The organism is Acinetobacter sp. AKBS16, assembly GCF_002899995.1.
GTDB classification, from domain to species: domain Bacteria; phylum Pseudomonadota; class Gammaproteobacteria; order Pseudomonadales; family Moraxellaceae; genus Acinetobacter; species Acinetobacter baumannii.
This window is the reverse complement of record NZ_POYH01000018.1, coordinates 1-15,263: the sequence shown is the minus strand read 5'-3', so window position 1 is coordinate 15,263 and position 15,263 is coordinate 1. Positions and strand designations below refer to the sequence as shown.

Annotated in this window: 16 protein-coding genes and 1 pseudogene; 12 read left to right on the top strand and 5 right to left on the bottom strand. The window is 38.8% G+C overall.

The features are described from left to right. Positions 1–44 precede the first annotated feature (44 nt). Together C1642_RS02635 and C1642_RS02630 are read right to left on the bottom strand one after the other, a co-directional pair. On the bottom strand, positions 45–1,259 hold the full coding sequence (locus tag C1642_RS02635; RefSeq protein WP_103235870.1) for an aromatic amino acid transaminase: 1,215 nt from the start codon (positions 1,257–1,259) through the stop codon (positions 45–47). A 335-nt stretch (positions 1,260–1,594) separates the two neighbouring features. Next, entirely contained in the window at positions 1,595–1,729 is a 135-nt protein-coding gene (locus C1642_RS02630; RefSeq protein ID WP_081405538.1) for a hypothetical protein, read from the bottom strand. Between the two features lie 45 nt (positions 1,730–1,774). Between C1642_RS02630 and C1642_RS02625 the strand changes: the two genes are divergently transcribed. The 10 genes and pseudogenes from C1642_RS02625 (at position 1,775) to C1642_RS02585 (ending at position 11,504) form a co-directional block, all read left to right on the top strand. After that, positions 1,775–2,485, top strand: coding sequence for a GntR family transcriptional regulator (locus C1642_RS02625; protein ID WP_001153627.1), 711 nt, complete (start codon positions 1,775–1,777; stop codon positions 2,483–2,485). Then, complete coding sequence (gene prpB / locus C1642_RS02620) at positions 2,478–3,362, top strand: methylisocitrate lyase (protein WP_001118924.1); 885 nt, start codon at positions 2,478–2,480, stop codon at positions 3,360–3,362. Before C1642_RS02625 ends, prpB begins: the two co-directional genes overlap by 8 nt. 259 nt (positions 3,363–3,621) lie before the next feature. After that, positions 3,622–4,779: a 2-methylcitrate synthase gene (gene prpC / locus C1642_RS02615; RefSeq protein ID WP_000097514.1), complete on the top strand. Its 1,158-nt coding sequence runs from the start codon at positions 3,622–3,624 to the stop codon at positions 4,777–4,779. Continuing rightward, positions 4,779–7,385 carry a Fe/S-dependent 2-methylisocitrate dehydratase AcnD gene (acnD, locus tag C1642_RS02610; RefSeq protein WP_103235869.1) on the top strand — a complete coding sequence of 869 codons (2,607 nt, stop codon included), beginning with the start codon at positions 4,779–4,781 and terminating at the stop codon, positions 7,383–7,385. The genes prpC and acnD overlap by 1 nt, the downstream gene beginning before the upstream one ends. A gap of 76 nt (positions 7,386–7,461) precedes the next feature. Beyond that, the gene (locus tag C1642_RS02605) at positions 7,462–7,680 is read left to right on the top strand and encodes a hypothetical protein (protein WP_103235868.1); all 219 of its coding nucleotides are present in this window, start codon (positions 7,462–7,464) and stop codon (positions 7,678–7,680) included. A 79-nt stretch (positions 7,681–7,759) separates the two neighbouring features. Then, on the top strand, positions 7,760–8,236 hold the full coding sequence (locus tag C1642_RS02600) for a hypothetical protein (RefSeq protein WP_103235867.1): 477 nt from the start codon (positions 7,760–7,762) through the stop codon (positions 8,234–8,236). Positions 8,237–8,358: 122 nt separating this feature from the next. Beyond that, positions 8,359–8,436: pseudogene (locus tag C1642_RS20165) on the top strand (hypothetical protein); the annotation flags it as partial. Positions 8,437–8,528: 92 nt separating this feature from the next. After that, positions 8,529–10,322 carry a hypothetical protein gene (locus C1642_RS02595; protein WP_103235866.1) on the top strand — a complete coding sequence of 598 codons (1,794 nt, stop codon included), beginning with the start codon at positions 8,529–8,531 and terminating at the stop codon, positions 10,320–10,322. A 348-nt stretch (positions 10,323–10,670) separates the two neighbouring features. Then, positions 10,671–10,805 carry a zinc ribbon-containing protein gene (locus C1642_RS19025; RefSeq protein WP_001983336.1) on the top strand — a complete coding sequence of 45 codons (135 nt, stop codon included), beginning with the start codon at positions 10,671–10,673 and terminating at the stop codon, positions 10,803–10,805. 123 nt (positions 10,806–10,928) lie between these two features. After that, a complete protein-coding gene (locus tag C1642_RS02585; protein WP_000447804.1) occupies positions 10,929–11,504 on the top strand; it encodes a DUF4126 domain-containing protein in 576 nt (191 codons plus the stop codon). Between the two features lie 240 nt (positions 11,505–11,744). Here the strand turns inward: C1642_RS02585 and C1642_RS02580 are convergent, their stop codons facing one another. Next, positions 11,745–12,089 (bottom strand): hypothetical protein, encoded by a 345-nt coding sequence (locus C1642_RS02580; RefSeq protein WP_103235865.1) that lies wholly within the window; start codon positions 12,087–12,089, stop codon positions 11,745–11,747. Between the two features lie 192 nt (positions 12,090–12,281). Further along, positions 12,282–12,566 carry a hypothetical protein gene (locus C1642_RS02575; protein ID WP_103235864.1) on the bottom strand — a complete coding sequence of 95 codons (285 nt, stop codon included), beginning with the start codon at positions 12,564–12,566 and terminating at the stop codon, positions 12,282–12,284. A 670-nt stretch (positions 12,567–13,236) separates the two neighbouring features. Here C1642_RS02575 and C1642_RS02570 point away from each other — a divergent pair. Beyond that, positions 13,237–13,710 (top strand): DUF4844 domain-containing protein, encoded by a 474-nt coding sequence (locus C1642_RS02570; protein ID WP_000735642.1) that lies wholly within the window; start codon positions 13,237–13,239, stop codon positions 13,708–13,710. 11 nt (positions 13,711–13,721) lie between these two features. Here the strand turns inward: C1642_RS02570 and C1642_RS02565 are convergent, their stop codons facing one another. Further along, positions 13,722–14,414, bottom strand: coding sequence for a tetratricopeptide repeat protein (locus C1642_RS02565; protein ID WP_103235863.1), 693 nt, complete (start codon positions 14,412–14,414; stop codon positions 13,722–13,724). A gap of 260 nt (positions 14,415–14,674) precedes the next feature. On the opposite strand from C1642_RS02565, the gene C1642_RS02560 reads away from it, so the two are divergent. Continuing rightward, the coding region (locus tag C1642_RS02560) for a phage late control D family protein (protein ID WP_228153823.1) at positions 14,675–15,263 on the top strand (589 nt) is incomplete at its 3' end.

Genomic DNA, 15,263 nt, shown 5'->3' with positions numbered 1-15,263 from the left:
GAGACATAAAAAAAGGCGCCGAAGCGCCTTTTTTAATAGATGATTTATGCTGCTTCTACTGATTTAGCAAGCACTTCAGCCATCGCTTTTGCAACAGTGTAAACATTGTTCATGTTTAAACCTGCTACACAAATACGGCCACTACGTACTAAGTAGATTGCATATTCTTCACGCAAGATATCTACTTGCTCAGCAGTTAGACCTGTGTAGCTAAACATACCTTTTTGGTTTACAAGGTAGCTAAAATCACGGTCTGGTAACGCTTTAGTGAGTTCATCTTTCAAGATGCTACGCATTTTGATAATACGCTCACGCATCTCTTTCACTTCACCTTGCCATTGTTGGTTAAGTTCAGCGTCATTTAACACTTCATCAACTAACCAAGCACCTGTTGTAGGAGGGCTAGAGTAAATACGGCGTACAGTCGCTTTTAACTGACCGAATGTGCACTGAGCAGCTTCTGCATCATCACAAACGAAAGTTAAACCGCCAACGCGCTCGCCATATAAAGAGAAGATTTTAGAGAACGAGTTGCTCACAATGAAGTTTAGACCCGCTTGGTCTAAAGCACGGATTGCATACGCATCTTCTTCCATACCGTCACCAAAACCTTGGTAAGCGATATCTAGGAATGGAATAAGGTTACGATCTTTTAATACTGTAATCACTTGATCCCATTGCGCTGGGTTTAAGTCAGCACCCGTTGGGTTATGGCAGCATGGGTGCAATAACACAATGCTTTGCTCAGGCAAAGTTTTAAGTGTAGAAAGCATACCGTCAAAATCTACACCACGCGTTTCTGCATCGAAATATGGGTAGAAATGAGTCTTAATGCCAGCGCCATTGAAAATGGCAACGTGGTTGTCCCAAGTTGGTTGGCTTACCCAAACGTCAGAATTTGGGAAATAAGTTTTTAAGAAATCTGCACCAACTTTCAATGCACCTGAACCACCAAGCGTTTGGATGGTCACAGCACGGCCAGCTTTAACTGCTGGGCTGTTTACACCAAATAAAAGTGCTTGAATTGCTTCACGGTAAGGTTTGAAGCCTTCCATTGGCAAATAAAGTTTGGTTTTACCGTTCTTAGGCTCAATACGCTTTTGCGCCTCGATAATGGTCTCTAACTGAGGAACAATGCTATCTTCGTTATAGTAAAGACCAATACTCAAGTTTACTTTTTCAGAACGAGTATCAGCATTGAACTGTTCCATTAAAGAGAGAATTGGATCGCCTGCGTATGGGGGGATATGTTGAAACATCAAAAAAGTCCTTTCATTCAACAATATGCATAGTGCTGGGTTTTTTCTGTCTCGAAAAATACGCCACAACTATGTCGATGCTCAATAATGTATCAATAAAGCTACCGTGAAGCACCTGATAATTTCACTAATATCGATATTTTCTGGATGAAAATGATAAAAAGATTTAAAAGAAATTACGGTAAATAGAAACTAATTTCTAACTCATGCTTTCATTCAAGCAGATTGTCTACAATCTTACTGTAATACATTGGTTGTAGACTAAAGTTTGAAACAAAAGATTAGCGGTCGAAAAGCAACTAAAAAAGTATCATAAATCTATAGGTAAAATAATATTAAATATATGTTTTATAAAGACTAATTTGTAAGTGGTTTAATGGTTTAAATATAAGGTGAGGTAACAGGCCGAACGATAAAAATTGACCTGATGCGTTCTGAAAAGTGTCAACAATCACCTTGATTTTTTTCATTCATCCCGCTATAAAACTCATAATTGATTAAAAATTGTCGACAATATGCAAGATTTGACCTTCGCACCAGAGCCACTACAAAGTCAGGGAAGAACACTGACCGAGAATGTATTTAAGCAAATACAGACGGCGATTGTTTTAGGTCAAATTCCGGCAGGTAGCAAAATTTCTGAGCCTGAACTGGCGCGCACTTACGGCATTAGCCGTGGGCCTTTGCGTGAAGCAATTCATCGCCTTGAAGGGCAACGTTTAGTTGAGCGTACTGCACATGTGGGCGCGCGCGTGGTTTCGCTCTCACTGCAACAGTTTAAAGAGCTTTACCAGATTCGTGCGTCATTAGAAGGTTTGGCCTGCAAACTTGCTGCACAGCATATTGATAAAAAGCAAATTTTGGCGCTGCGTGATGTCTTACGTATGCATGCCGAAGATGAAAACTTTAAAGCAGGTAAAGGATATTACTTGCAAGAAGGGCAGGACGATTTTCACTACTGCATTATCAAAAGTAGTGGCAATAAAACCCTAGAAAAAATGCTATGTGATGAGCTTTATCATCTCATCCGTATGTACCGAATTCAGTTTTCAAACACACCCGATCGACCGAGCAAAGCTTGGGACGAACATATCCGTATTTTAGATGCAATTGCAGAAGGCGATGGTGAACTTGCCGAGCTGCTCATGCATCGACATATCAATGCTTCTTACAAAATTATTGAGCAAACACTGCTACAAGCACAAGGAGAACATAACAATGGCTAAACAATCCGCAGGTCAGCTATTTCGCGATGCAGTAGCCCAAGAAAAGCCATTACAAGTGGTTGGAACCATCAATGCCAATCATGCACTTTTGGCAAAACGTGCAGGTTATAAAGCGATTTACTTATCAGGTGGTGGTGTAGCAGCTGGTTCTTTAGGCTTACCTGATTTGGGAATCAGTAACCTTGATGATGTGTTGACCGACGTACGCCGTATTACTGATGTATGTGATCTTCCATTATTGGTCGATGCGGACACAGGCTTTGGTGCTTCTGCATTTAACATTGCACGTACTACAAAATCACTGATCAAGTTTGGTGCTGCGGCAATGCACATTGAAGACCAAGTGGGCGCAAAACGTTGCGGTCACCGTCCGAACAAAGCCATTGTGACTCAAGAAGAAATGGTTGACCGTATTAAAGCTGCGGTTGATGCGCGTGGTGATGACAGCTTCGTGATTATGGCGCGTACCGATGCGTTAGCGGTTGAAGGCTTACAAGCTGCAATTGACCGTGCGGGTGCCTACATTGAGGCAGGTGCAGATATGTTGTTCCCTGAAGCAATTACCGAGCTTGATATGTACAAGCAATTTGCTCAGAAGACAGGTGTACCAATTTTGGCAAATATTACCGAGTTTGGTTCTACACCATTGTTTACCACTGAAGAGTTAGCATCTGCCGATGTAAGCCTTGCGCTTTATCCGCTTTCTGCTTTCCGTGCCATGAACAAGGCAGCCGAAACTGTGTATGAAACCTTACGTAAAGAAGGTACACAAAAGAACGTGGTTGATATTATGCAAACGCGTAAAGAGTTATATGAACGCATTAACTACTACGCGTTTGAAGACTACTTAGACAACGCATTTGCTAAAAAGAAATAAATAAGCCCTCTTTTAAAAGAAGGGGAAGCGATGGTCTTGGCTATCGTGAGGGCGGCATGGATGCCGCTACGTTGGACTGCGATATAGGGATATATCGTCAGACCAACAAGGATTTTTGCTTACTTTTCATCCGTGAAAAGTAAGGCGAACGGCAGGTTAATCCAAAAATTGGATGAGAACTCGGCAAGACGCTGTCGCGTTTTCACCAAAGTAAAAATTGAACAAACAACAAATTCTGGTTGATATAAAGGATGATTCTATGAGCTCAAATGAAACAACAACAGGCTTCAAACCAAAAAAATCAGTTGCACTTAGCGGACAAGTTGCAGGCAACACAGCACTATGTACCGTAGGACGTAGCGGTAACGACTTGCACTATCGTGGCTATGACATTCTTGACCTTGCGGCAGGTAGCGAGTTTGAAGAAGTTGCTCACTTGCTCGTACATGGCAAATTACCAAACAAAGCTGAACTCAAAGCATATAAAGCAAAATTAAAAGCACTTCGTGGCTTACCAGCAGCACTTAAAACTGCACTTGAGCAATTACCACCATCTGCACATCCAATGGATGTGATGCGTACTGGTGTTTCAGTTCTAGGTTGTTTAACGCCAGAACATGAAGACCACAACGAAGCTGGCGCAAAAGACATTGCTGACAAATTAATGGCAAGCTTAGGTTCAATGCTGCTTTATTGGTACCACTTCAGCAACAACGGTCGTCGCATTGAAGTTGAAACAGATGACGACTCAATTGCAGCGCATTTCTTACATTTACTTCATGGCGAAAAACCATGTGAAGAGTGGATTCAAGCGATGCATACATCACTTATTTTGTATGCTGAGCATGAGTTCAACGCATCTACATTTACCTCACGCGTGGTTGCAGGTACAGGTTCTGACATGTACTCGGCAATTACAGGCGGTATTGGTGCACTTCGCGGACCTAAGCACGGTGGTGCAAACGAAGTTGCATTCGTGATTCAACAACGTTACGACAATCCAGACGAAGCAGAAGCTGACATCCGTAAACGTGTTGAAAATAAAGAAGTCGTAATCGGATTTGGTCACCCTGTATATACAGTTTCTGACCCACGTAACGAAGTGATCAAGAAAGTGGCGCATGACTTAGCAGAAGCGCAAGAGAACACCAAAATGTACCTCATCGCTGAGCGTTTAGAAGCAGTGATGAAAGAAGTGAAAAACATGTTCCCGAACCTCGATTGGTTCAGTGCAGTAAGCTATCACTTAATGGGTGTTCCAACTGCAATGTTCACACCGTTATTCGTAATTGCACGTACAGCAGGTTGGTCAGCACACGTGATTGAACAACGCCAAGACGGCAAAATCATTCGTCCAAGCGCGAACTACACAGGCCCTGAAAACCTCGAATTTAAACCATTGGCGGAGCGTGGTTAATGAACACAAAATACCGTAAACCGCTGGCAGGTACCCAGCTTGAATACTACGACGTGCGTCAAGCCGTTGAAGATATTCAGCCAGGCGCATACGAAAAACTGCCTTACACCTCTAAAGTACTCGCTGAGCAATTGGTACGCCGTGCCGATGCCGAGAACTTAACTGCTTATTTAACGCAGTTGATTGAACGCCGTCAGGACTTGGACTTTCCTTGGTATCCTGCACGCGTGGTGTGTCATGACATCTTGGGACAAACTGCATTGGTTGACCTTGCAGGTTTGCGTGATGCGATTGCTGAGAAGGGCGGCGACCCATCTAAGGTTAACCCAGTTGTACCAACACAGCTCATTGTTGACCACTCTTTAGCAGTGGAATATGGTGGTGCTGACCCAGACGCTTTTGCAAAAAACCGTGCTGTTGAAGACCGCCGTAACGAAGACCGTTTCCACTTTATTGAGTGGACCAAAACTGCATTTAAAAATGTCGATGTGATCCCTGCGGGGAACGGTATTATGCACCAGATTAACCTAGAGAAAATGTCTCCGGTGATTCAGGCGCGTGATGGCGTAGCATTCCCAGACACATGTGTCGGTACAGACTCACACACACCACATACAGACGCTTTGGGCGTAATTTCTGTGGGTGTAGGTGGTTTAGAAGCTGAAAACGTAATGTTGGGCCGTGCATCTTGGATGCGTCTGCCAGACATTATTGGTGTTGAGTTGGTTGGTCAGCGTCAGGCAGGCATTACTGCAACAGATATCGTGTTGGCTCTAACTGAATTCTTACGTAAAGAACGCGTGGTTGGTGCTTACCTTGAGTTCTTTGGTGAAGGTGCTGACAGCATGTCTGTGGGCGACCGTGCAACCATTTCGAACATGACACCAGAATATGGCGCTACGGCTGCGATGTTCTACATCGACCAAAACACAATCGACTACTTACGCCTAACAGGCCGTGAAGATGCTCAAGTGGCATTGGTTGAACAGTACGCAAAAGAAATTGGCCTTTGGGCATCTGAAATGACCAAAGCAGAGTACCCACGTGTACTACGTTTTGATCTGTCAACAGTCACACGTAACATTGCTGGTCCATCAAATCCACATGCACGTGTTTCAACTGCGGACTTAAAAGAAAAAGGTATTGCGGGTGTTGTTGAAAACCGTTCTGATGGCTTAATGCCAGATGGCGCAATCATTATTGCTGCAATTACTTCATGTACCAACACCTCTAACCCACGTAACACCGTGGCGGCAGGTTTGTTGGCACGTAAAGCGAATGAACTTGGTTTGGTTCGTAAACCTTGGGTGAAATCATCATTTGCACCGGGTTCAAAAGCGGCTGCACTTTACCTTGAAGAAGCAGGTGTTCTAAAAGACTTAGAGAAACTTGGTTTTGGTATTGTGGCTTACGCTTGTACAACGTGTAACGGTATGTCTGGTGCGTTAGATCCAGCCATTCAGCAAGAAATTATTGACCGTGACTTGTACGCAACCGCAGTACTCTCTGGTAACCGTAACTTCGATGGCCGTATCCATCCATATGCAAAACAAGCATTCTTGGCATCTCCACCGCTTGTTGTGGCATATGCAATTGCAGGTACGATTCGTTTTGATATCGAAAAAGATGCGTTAGGTTATGACAAAGAAGGTAACCCGATTTACCTCAAAGACATCTGGCCATCTGACGCTGAAATTGATGCGTTAGTTAAGCAAGCCGTGAAGCCTGAACAGTTCCGTAAAGTCTACATTCCAATGTTTGACTTGGGCGAAGTTGAACAAGCGAAGAGCCCACTTTACGACTGGCGTCCGCAAAGTACTTACATCCGCCGTCCACCATATTGGGAAGGGGCGTTGGCTGCACCACGTACTTTGGCGAATATGCGTCCGCTTGCGATTTTGGGTGACAACATCACGACCGACCACTTGTCGCCTTCAAACGCGATTTTGATGGACTCGGCTGCGGGTGAATACCTTCACAAAATGGGCGTACCAGAAGAAGACTTCAACTCATACGCAACGCACCGCGGTGACCATTTGACTGCACAACGTGCAACATTTGCAAACCCGAAACTGTATAACGAAATGGTTCGCCGTTCAGACGGTACCATTAAGCAAGGTTCAAAAGCGCGTGTAGAGCCAGAAGGCGAAGTGATGCGCATGTGGGAAGCAATTGAAACCTACATGAACCGTAAGCAACCGTTAATTATTATCGCGGGTGCTGACTACGGTCAGGGTTCAAGCCGTGACTGGGCTGCAAAAGGGGTACGCCTTGCAGGTGTTGAAGCGATTGTAGCAGAAGGTTTTGAGCGTATTCACCGTACCAACTTGGTGGGTATGGGCGTGTTACCGCTTGAATTTAAACCGGGCGTAAACCGCAAGACTCTAAAGCTAGATGGTACAGAGCTTTATAGCGTGATTGGTAATATTGCGCCGCGTTCGACTTTAACTTTAGTGATTGAACGTGCCACAGCGGATGGTAAAGAAGAGATTCTTGAAGTGCCTGTGACTTGCCGTTTAGATACAGAAGAAGAAGTTTCTGTATATGAAGCGGGTGGTGTATTACAGCGTTTTGCGCAAGACTTTTTAGAAGGCCAAATAGCTTGATACTTTAGTTAAACATTATTGATATTGTTCAAAAAAAGCCCTATCTTAATGATGGGGTTTTTTATTGAGAATAATAGTGGAAAGATATTTAGATTTAGACGGTGATTCTGGAATTCATGCATATGAAATTGGTGATACATATATAAGAGTGCAGTTTGATAGAACCTTTAAAATTTATACTTATAGTTATCGAAGTGCAGGCGCTAGCCGAGTTGAAGATATGAAACAACTGGCTAGAAATGGAGATGGTCTAAATTCTTATATTATGAGATACGCTAAAACTTTATATGAATAATTTAATTATTAGAATTCGATAAAAATATTCAGGTTAAGAGTTTTTAATATTAAGTTTAATTTTTGGGCTAAGTACAAATATGTCTGTTGAAAATATTTTTGAAAAAATTGAGTTATTAAATAAGGCTGTAAGAGATTATTTTGTAAAGTTAAATGAACATAGTATATGGTTGTTTCTTTCAATAATGGGTTGGATAGGTATACCTAATGAGCAAAATTCTATAAAGATATTAGCATTAATAGGAATAGTTCTTTTCTTTTTTTACTATATTTCAACTTCTAAGTTATGGAAAGAGGCAGCCGAATTATCAGAAGAGGGCGGAGGTAAAACATTTAAGGATTTGTTTTCATATTATAAAAATGAGGTTGAGCGAAGTAATTTGTCAGCGGATGATAAAAATAATGCCTTGAATAAGTTAGTGGAAATTGAAAATAGGTATTTCAATTTCAGAAAAAATGGATTTAAGATTATCTGTAATAATTATTGTTTCTTTTTTACGATGATTTTTTTTATTCTAGTGCTTTTTAATCAATATAGTGGACTTAAAGTATGGTAAAACTATTAATATAATAAGTATTTATGAGAAATACAAAAAGCCCGATATCCCGTCGGGCTTTTTATATTTGGATACTAGATATGACTCCTGTCATGTCTCAAGATCCTAATACTTGAATGTATTTAGATACAGAAGAAGTCTCTGGATATAAAGCAGGTGGTGTATTACAGCGTTTTTCGCAAGACTTTTTAGAAGGCTAAGGAACTTAATACTTTAGTTAAACAATATTGATATTGTTTAAAAAAACCTCTATTTTAATGATAGGGTTTTATTATAAAATTAAGGAATAAATATGCCTGAAAGATTAGAATTAACTAAGAATGTACAATTTTATAAGATAAATAATTGTCTGGATGAAAGTGTTATTTCTGATGTTTTGAATGAAGCTACATCAAACCAAGAGCAAGGTTCAGATTTTATACTTGAGGTTTTTCGAGATATAAAAATTACAACTGAAAATATTGAATATAAGTTAACAGTTAAGGTTTTTCCAACGGCTAAACCAGTCTATTTTTTTGATGATGATAATATTGAAGATAGAATATTTGCTTTTATCATTTTAATAGAATTAGATGATTATTTAGTTGTGATGAGTAAAAGTTGTGCGAATTTCACACATATATTAAAAGATAAATTTGAATTAATAGAGACTCAGGATTTAAGTAAATTATTAGGAAATAATGTTGAATTTCAAAAAATGTCTCTCAGAAATATGACCGTATCTGATAAAGCAGTACGTAATCGCTCTTTTGAAGCAGCAAACCTCAAGGGAACTTTATCAACATATGCAGCAGGTCGTTCAATTCCTTCTCAAATAAAAGTGAGAGATGGTGGAAATATAAAATCTATTTCAAGTACAGGTAGAATAGTTGAATCATCAGCTAGGCAAAGTGTTGATGAAATTGTAGAGTGGGCTAATCAACAAATACTTCTTTTAAAAACAGCAAGCCAAAATGATTTTTTATCTTTATTTGCCAAAAAGGTTCAACTGAAAGAGGTACTGACTAATTCACAACCCTCTGCATTACTAATTGATATATGCCAGATTGTTGATAATTTTTTAAATGGTAGTTTAAAACTTAAATATGAGTTAGTGAAAATAGAGGTAAATGCTAATAAGAAAAAACGTACTAAAAAAATTATAGATTTACCAAATAGTTTTCAATCTAAAGTATTTAGTGAACTTGAGAAAGTTTTTGAAATAAACTCTTCTTTAGAAATTGTTGGTTTTGAAAATACCTCAAAATTAAAAGTTAATAAAAATACATTATCACTTAACTCTAAAAGTTTATTAAGAAAAATAAAAGTTGAAGAAAATAATAAGTTAGAAAATCTTATAACTTATATAAACAGAAAAGGTTTATTTAGTGTAACGTTTGATGATCCAAAGCATATGTATTTTATGAATAATTGCTTTGAAGATAGATCTGGGATTTCTGAATTAGATAGTATACTTGAACTCCTGTATCCTCAAAAAAATATCGAAACAATTATTTCAGAAAAAGGGAGCTTTAAAGATACCCATACGAATTTTGATATTGATTCAATGTTTGGATTTGTAGAAGACCTACATTCAAATGACGAGTGCATTTTTTGTGATGATTTGGGTGATGAATGGGCTGATCACATAACATTTAATTTGGTTGATTCAAGTATAACTTTTATCCACTCAAAACATGGAAAAGTATCTACATCTGCTAGTAACTTACATGATGTGGTGGGGCAAGGTATAAAAAACTTAGGTAATATGTTTTTTTTAAAAGATCAATTATTAAAAAAAGTTCAAACTTCTTTAAGTAAACAATACTTAGGGGGCGGCGTTCAAACAAAAATTGATAGAATTCGGAAAATTACTCCTACTTTTGAGAATGATTTAGAAATTTTATTAAAAAATCATAAATTACATAGAAAGTGTATTTTAAGTTGTAGCTTTCTTTCAAAAGGCGATATAGAAAAAGAATTTAACCAATTAAAGAAAGGAGTAAAAGTTAAGGGACATATAATCCAATTAATATGGATTTTGTCTTCATTTTCTCATGCCGCAAAAGAAGCTAATGTTATTCCAATGATCTATTGTGCTGCATAAATATTAACTAATTACTGATAATCAATAAACCATAAAAAAGCCCGACATCCTGTCGGGCTTTTTCGTATTTGGTTGCTAGATATGACTCCTGTCGTATCTCACGATCCTGATGCATGAACCTATTATTGTTGTTTTATGTTCCGGAACATCCTGTTCCTGTATGAGTTCATATTAGAAAAAAAGCAGGGGACAGCCAATCCGCTAAATCCCTAAATCTGTGTAAGATAAATCGTACAAATAACATTTTTTGCATTTATGCCATCATCATTGGGCGAAATGGACAATTGACATTCACTTTAAGTGGGTTATATTCCTGTTTAATATATATACGATTATAGGAATGTAATCATGGTAACAGCTGGCGAAAAACCCGGAACAGGCTTCTATTTCTGTGCTCAGTGCGGACATAGAGTGTTTTTAGAAATTAATACCGACCCTTTACCACCTTGCACGAAATGCTACTGCACGCAATTTAAACGTTAAGAATGAAATAATATTTGCGTTCGCATTTAACAAAAAGCCCTGTCACCCGATGGGGCTTTTTGTTAATTTAAAAATAAGACTTACATAACAAGACCCGTGATGGGCATAAAGAAGGAAACCGTTATGGAAACAATATTGGGTTTATGTATTGGTGTGGGCCTGAGCGCTGCCTGCGGTTTTCGCGTGTTTGTACCGCTATTGGTCATGAGCATCGCCACCATGATGGGCTGGTTTGAGCCATCAAAAGGCTTTGAGTGGTTAGCTCTGCCATCGGTGTGTTTGGCTTTAGGTGTGGCAACGGTGTGTGAAGTCGCAGCTTACTATATCCCGTGGGTCGATAATGCCTTAGACACAGTCGCAACCCCTGCGGCGATGATCGCGGGTACGTTAGCGACAATGGCGGTCAGTAGTGGAGAAATGTCTCAGTTTGCCAGTTGGGCAGCAGCCATTATTGTCGGTGGTGGCACGGCAGGTGTGGTGCAAATGAGTACCGTCGCTGCACGTGGTGTTTCAACTGCAACCACAGGTGGTTTGGGTAATTTTGTCGTTGCGACAGGTGAATGGATTGGTGCAATCTTACTTTCGGTTTCAGCTATGCTGGTGCCTGCGCTTGTTGCAATAGTGGTGCTGATTGCGGTTATTTGGGTGGTGCGTTGGATTCGCCATAAAAAGCAAGAACAGGCGCATACCCCGCTATAGGTGAGTGTAAATATTATTTTTAAATAGCTATAAAAAAAGCCCGACATCCTGTCGGGCTTTCTTGTATTTGGTGATTAGATATGACTCCTGTCGTATCTCACGCTCCTGGTGCTTGAACGTATTATTGTTGTTTTATGTTCCGGAACATCCTGTTCCTGTATGACTTCATATTAGGAAAAAAGTAGGGCATCGCCAATCCGCAAAAACCTTAAAAGTTTGTAGGTTAAAACGTACAAGCTACTATTCATCTGGGGGTAAAGGCCAAAGAATATCTTTGTTTTGCTTGAATTTTTTGTACCAATATTGGCTTATCAGCGCTTTGTCATCTCTATCGAAATGATAAACGAATATATCTAAAGCTTCATTTAAGTCGAGGTCATAGCGAAACTTGGCAGTAGCTAAATGATCTTGTATTTCATATAACTGATTAAATACAGGCAAAGAATCTTCATAAGTTAATAATTGAATTTGTTGAAGAAGTTCTTTTATTTGATGTTCATACGCATCTAAAATTCTTGCCAGATCAATCCATGCATCTCTATATGTGATAAGTCTTTGCTCAAATTCATCCCATGTGTAATTCATTCTAATAAATGTTCAAAAGTTGAATGTAAGCACAGCATAACTTGATTGGTTATAAAATTGATCTGATTTTTCAAAATGCTAGATCGGCAAATCAAAAAACTTAGGCCTCTGTGCCACAACAGACTTTAATTTTTTGCGCTGATTTAAAGTAATAAACCATTGCAACACAGAGATAAAGCGCTAAGCCAACGCTTAGCCCAGACTACTTTTGTCACACCGCTGTATGACGCTGAAAAAAGTAGGGGCAAAGTCCCGTGGGAGAACAGGACTTTGCAAACTGACATGTTCTAGACGCTGCATGAGCTTTGGAGAGTAGGTTTGTTCAAGTCGCTGGTAAATACATTCGCAACTGGTCTTGCTATGCCCACCCGATAGGCAAATTTTTTCAAACTCTTGCTGAGTGTGGAGGTTACAGCCTGAAATACCCAAGCTCACTAGAACAAAACTTAAAGCCAAAAAAGGTTTATAAATTGTCATATTATTCTCATAATGATTTATATCTATGAGTAGAATAAAAATATAATCAGTTTAAAAATTAAAATAATTTTTCAGGTAATAATTAATCCTCCTACACATACAGAAAAATAAAATAATTAAAATTTTAAAATAAAAATAATCTATAAATTTAAAAAATAGGGCGTAAAAACCCAAATTTTAAATTAATAAAATAGTTAAATAAGAGAGAAAATGAGTTTGAAAAATGGCATAGTCAACTCCTTAAAAAATGGAGTTCTACCACCGAATTACCGCGAATTAATTTAGGGTGGTAGAACGAAAGGGGGTTGACAGACTGGACTCGTAGAACCAGCACGCGCGGGGCGTCCCCCTCCCGTCCTACCGCAAAGAAAGGGGACGCAAGGGTCTAACGAATTATAGTAGAACTACAATTCGCTACGAGTTACGGTCTGTCAAAACCGTCTGGCAATGTAGGCCAGCAACGGAATAATAGGTGATTTTAAATACGTCAATTTAATATTTAAAATATTTTTGATTTAATAATAAAACTAAATATGTTTTTAAAATAATAGAGTTAATATTTATATTTAATTAGAAAAAATAAAGAATAAAAATAAAACTTCATAGATATAGAAAATTATAATTAATTTGGTTTATATTTGAAGCAGATAAATATAAAAGTAATAAAACTATGAAAAAGCTTTTGGTTCTAGTCATGGCTGTCTTAAGTTCACAAGTTGGTTGTGCCCAAAAAACTGAGAATAAAACAGAAATGAGTATTCAAAATTCTAACTCTATTGTTATTCAACAATTAGAAAAGTTTAAAGCTCAAGATCATTTTGCGGGAGATGGTCAGCTATATACAGGTGTTCAAAATTCTGCATTACGTATGAGTTTGAATCAAAAAGTGGCTGATACTGCACAAGCTTTTATTGCACTTTATCAACAAAAGAATGAGCCAACCAAGGCAGAACTTTTACAAGTTCTTGCTAATGGAATTAGTCAAATCGATCCTGACAAGTTGGATACAGAAGATCGAGAACAAGTGGCAACTACATTTGAAAGTTTTCTAGATATTGTAGGTTTAGAAAGTTCAGAAGGTATTTTAAATAAATGGGTATACGGTGAAGAAATTAGTAAGTTATTGGAGCAAGACAAACATTAAGTTTTGATTTTTCAATCTAAACTTTTAAGCATTTCTTTCGCATCAACATCGCCTGCATCGGCAGCTTGCTGGAACCATTTCTTTGCCAGTTGTAGGTTTTTCGGCGTGCCTTCACCATTTAAATACATCTGGGCCAAGTTGTACTGGGCATCGCTTTCATTGTGCTCAGCCGCTTTGGTGTACCACTTAAGGGCTTGCTCATCGCTTTGAGCGACGCCGTGACCTTTTTTATATAGATGAGCTAAATTATATTCTGCGGGCGGATAGCCTTGCTCTGCAGCACGACTATACCATTCAAAAGCCTGCTCATAATTTTGCGCAGTTCCTTCACCTCTGTCATATAACACCCCTAAGTTATATTGCGCTTTGGCATGGCCCTTATCCGCAGCTTTAGCAAAATATTCAAAAGCGCGTTTCATGTCTTTTTCCACGCCTGTACCCGTGAAATACATCATTCCTAAACTATATTTTGCCCCCACGCTTCCATTTTGGTCAGCAGCAGTTAACCATTTAAAAGCTTGTTCATAGTTTTTAACGACACCTTGTTCACCAGTTAAAAGCATGATGCCAAGATGATATTGCGCAATCGGTTGTCCTTGCTGTGCACGATATTGAACATCAGCAACACTCGGCTCAGCAAATGCTGAAGAATGAAGCGAAAAAATCATGGTAAATATATAAAAAGCAGACTTTTTTATTTTCATATCTCATCCTGAATTTTATTAATCTTAAAATTTAATTTCTTGCTATATGTTTGATTTTTATTTGAAAAATTTAATAATATCTCCATGATTTATATTACTTTAAAATGATCGAATTTTACGGTTTAAATACCTATTTAATAAGAAATTAACGTAAAACTGCATATTTAGACTAGTTACATTTTGAAAATGAGTATAGATAGACAGATTAGTCTTTTTTTAATTAAAATACGGCTTAAATATAAGTTTGATTGATAATAAAAATGCAGATGAGTGTGTCGAGTATATTGGAACGTTTAGGCCTTGTTTCACAAAATCGTGCTGTTCATATCCAATTCTCAAATCAGTCTTTAAATCAGCAAGTCTTCTTACAACGTATTGAAGGCGAACATACGCTTAATCAGGGCAGCGTTGCTGAGTTATTGTGTCTGTCGACAAACGCCCATATTGCATTAAAACAGTTTATTGGCTGTCAGGTTGCCGTCGATCAGGTCACCGATACAGGCCAGTTTTTTAGAACGACAGGTATTATTACCGAAGCCAGCCAAGGGCAAAGCGACGGCTCACTCACTATTTATAATTTAACTTTAAAAGACCCAACTGCACTCTGGCATAAGCGCCGTAATAGCCGCGTGTTTATGAATAAAAGCGTGCGCGATATTAGTGAAATTCTATTTAAGGAATGGCAGGGGAAAAGCCCGTTATTTGCCTCAAGTATAACGCTCGATACATCTGGCTTAACTAAAGACTACGATGTGCGTCCATTTGTGATGCAGTCAAACGAAAGCGATTATGACTTTTTAACCCGTTTGTGGCGTAGTGAAGGTATTAACTGGCTGGTCGATGAGTCAC

Coding starts and splice junctions, on each gene's coding strand:
- C1642_RS02635 (WP_103235870.1), bottom strand. CDS start 1,259: ATGTTTCAACATATCCCCCCATACGCAGGCGATCCAATTCTCTCTTTA.
- C1642_RS02630 (WP_081405538.1), bottom strand. CDS start 1,729: ATGAAAAAAATCAAGGTGATTGTTGACACTTTTCAGAACGCATCAGGT.
- C1642_RS02625 (WP_001153627.1), top strand. CDS start 1,775: ATGCAAGATTTGACCTTCGCACCAGAGCCACTACAAAGTCAGGGAAGA.
- prpB (WP_001118924.1), top strand. CDS start 2,478: ATGGCTAAACAATCCGCAGGTCAGCTATTTCGCGATGCAGTAGCCCAA.
- prpC (WP_000097514.1), top strand. CDS start 3,622: ATGAGCTCAAATGAAACAACAACAGGCTTCAAACCAAAAAAATCAGTT.
- acnD (WP_103235869.1), top strand. CDS start 4,779: ATGAACACAAAATACCGTAAACCGCTGGCAGGTACCCAGCTTGAATAC.
- C1642_RS02600 (WP_103235867.1), top strand. CDS start 7,760: ATGTCTGTTGAAAATATTTTTGAAAAAATTGAGTTATTAAATAAGGCT.
- C1642_RS02595 (WP_103235866.1), top strand. CDS start 8,529: ATGCCTGAAAGATTAGAATTAACTAAGAATGTACAATTTTATAAGATA.
- C1642_RS19025 (WP_001983336.1), top strand. CDS start 10,671: ATGGTAACAGCTGGCGAAAAACCCGGAACAGGCTTCTATTTCTGTGCT.
- C1642_RS02585 (WP_000447804.1), top strand. CDS start 10,929: ATGGAAACAATATTGGGTTTATGTATTGGTGTGGGCCTGAGCGCTGCC.
- C1642_RS02580 (WP_103235865.1), bottom strand. CDS start 12,089: ATGAATTACACATGGGATGAATTTGAGCAAAGACTTATCACATATAGA.
- C1642_RS02575 (WP_103235864.1), bottom strand. CDS start 12,566: ATGACAATTTATAAACCTTTTTTGGCTTTAAGTTTTGTTCTAGTGAGC.
- C1642_RS02570 (WP_000735642.1), top strand. CDS start 13,237: ATGAAAAAGCTTTTGGTTCTAGTCATGGCTGTCTTAAGTTCACAAGTT.
- C1642_RS02565 (WP_103235863.1), bottom strand. CDS start 14,414: ATGAAAATAAAAAAGTCTGCTTTTTATATATTTACCATGATTTTTTCG.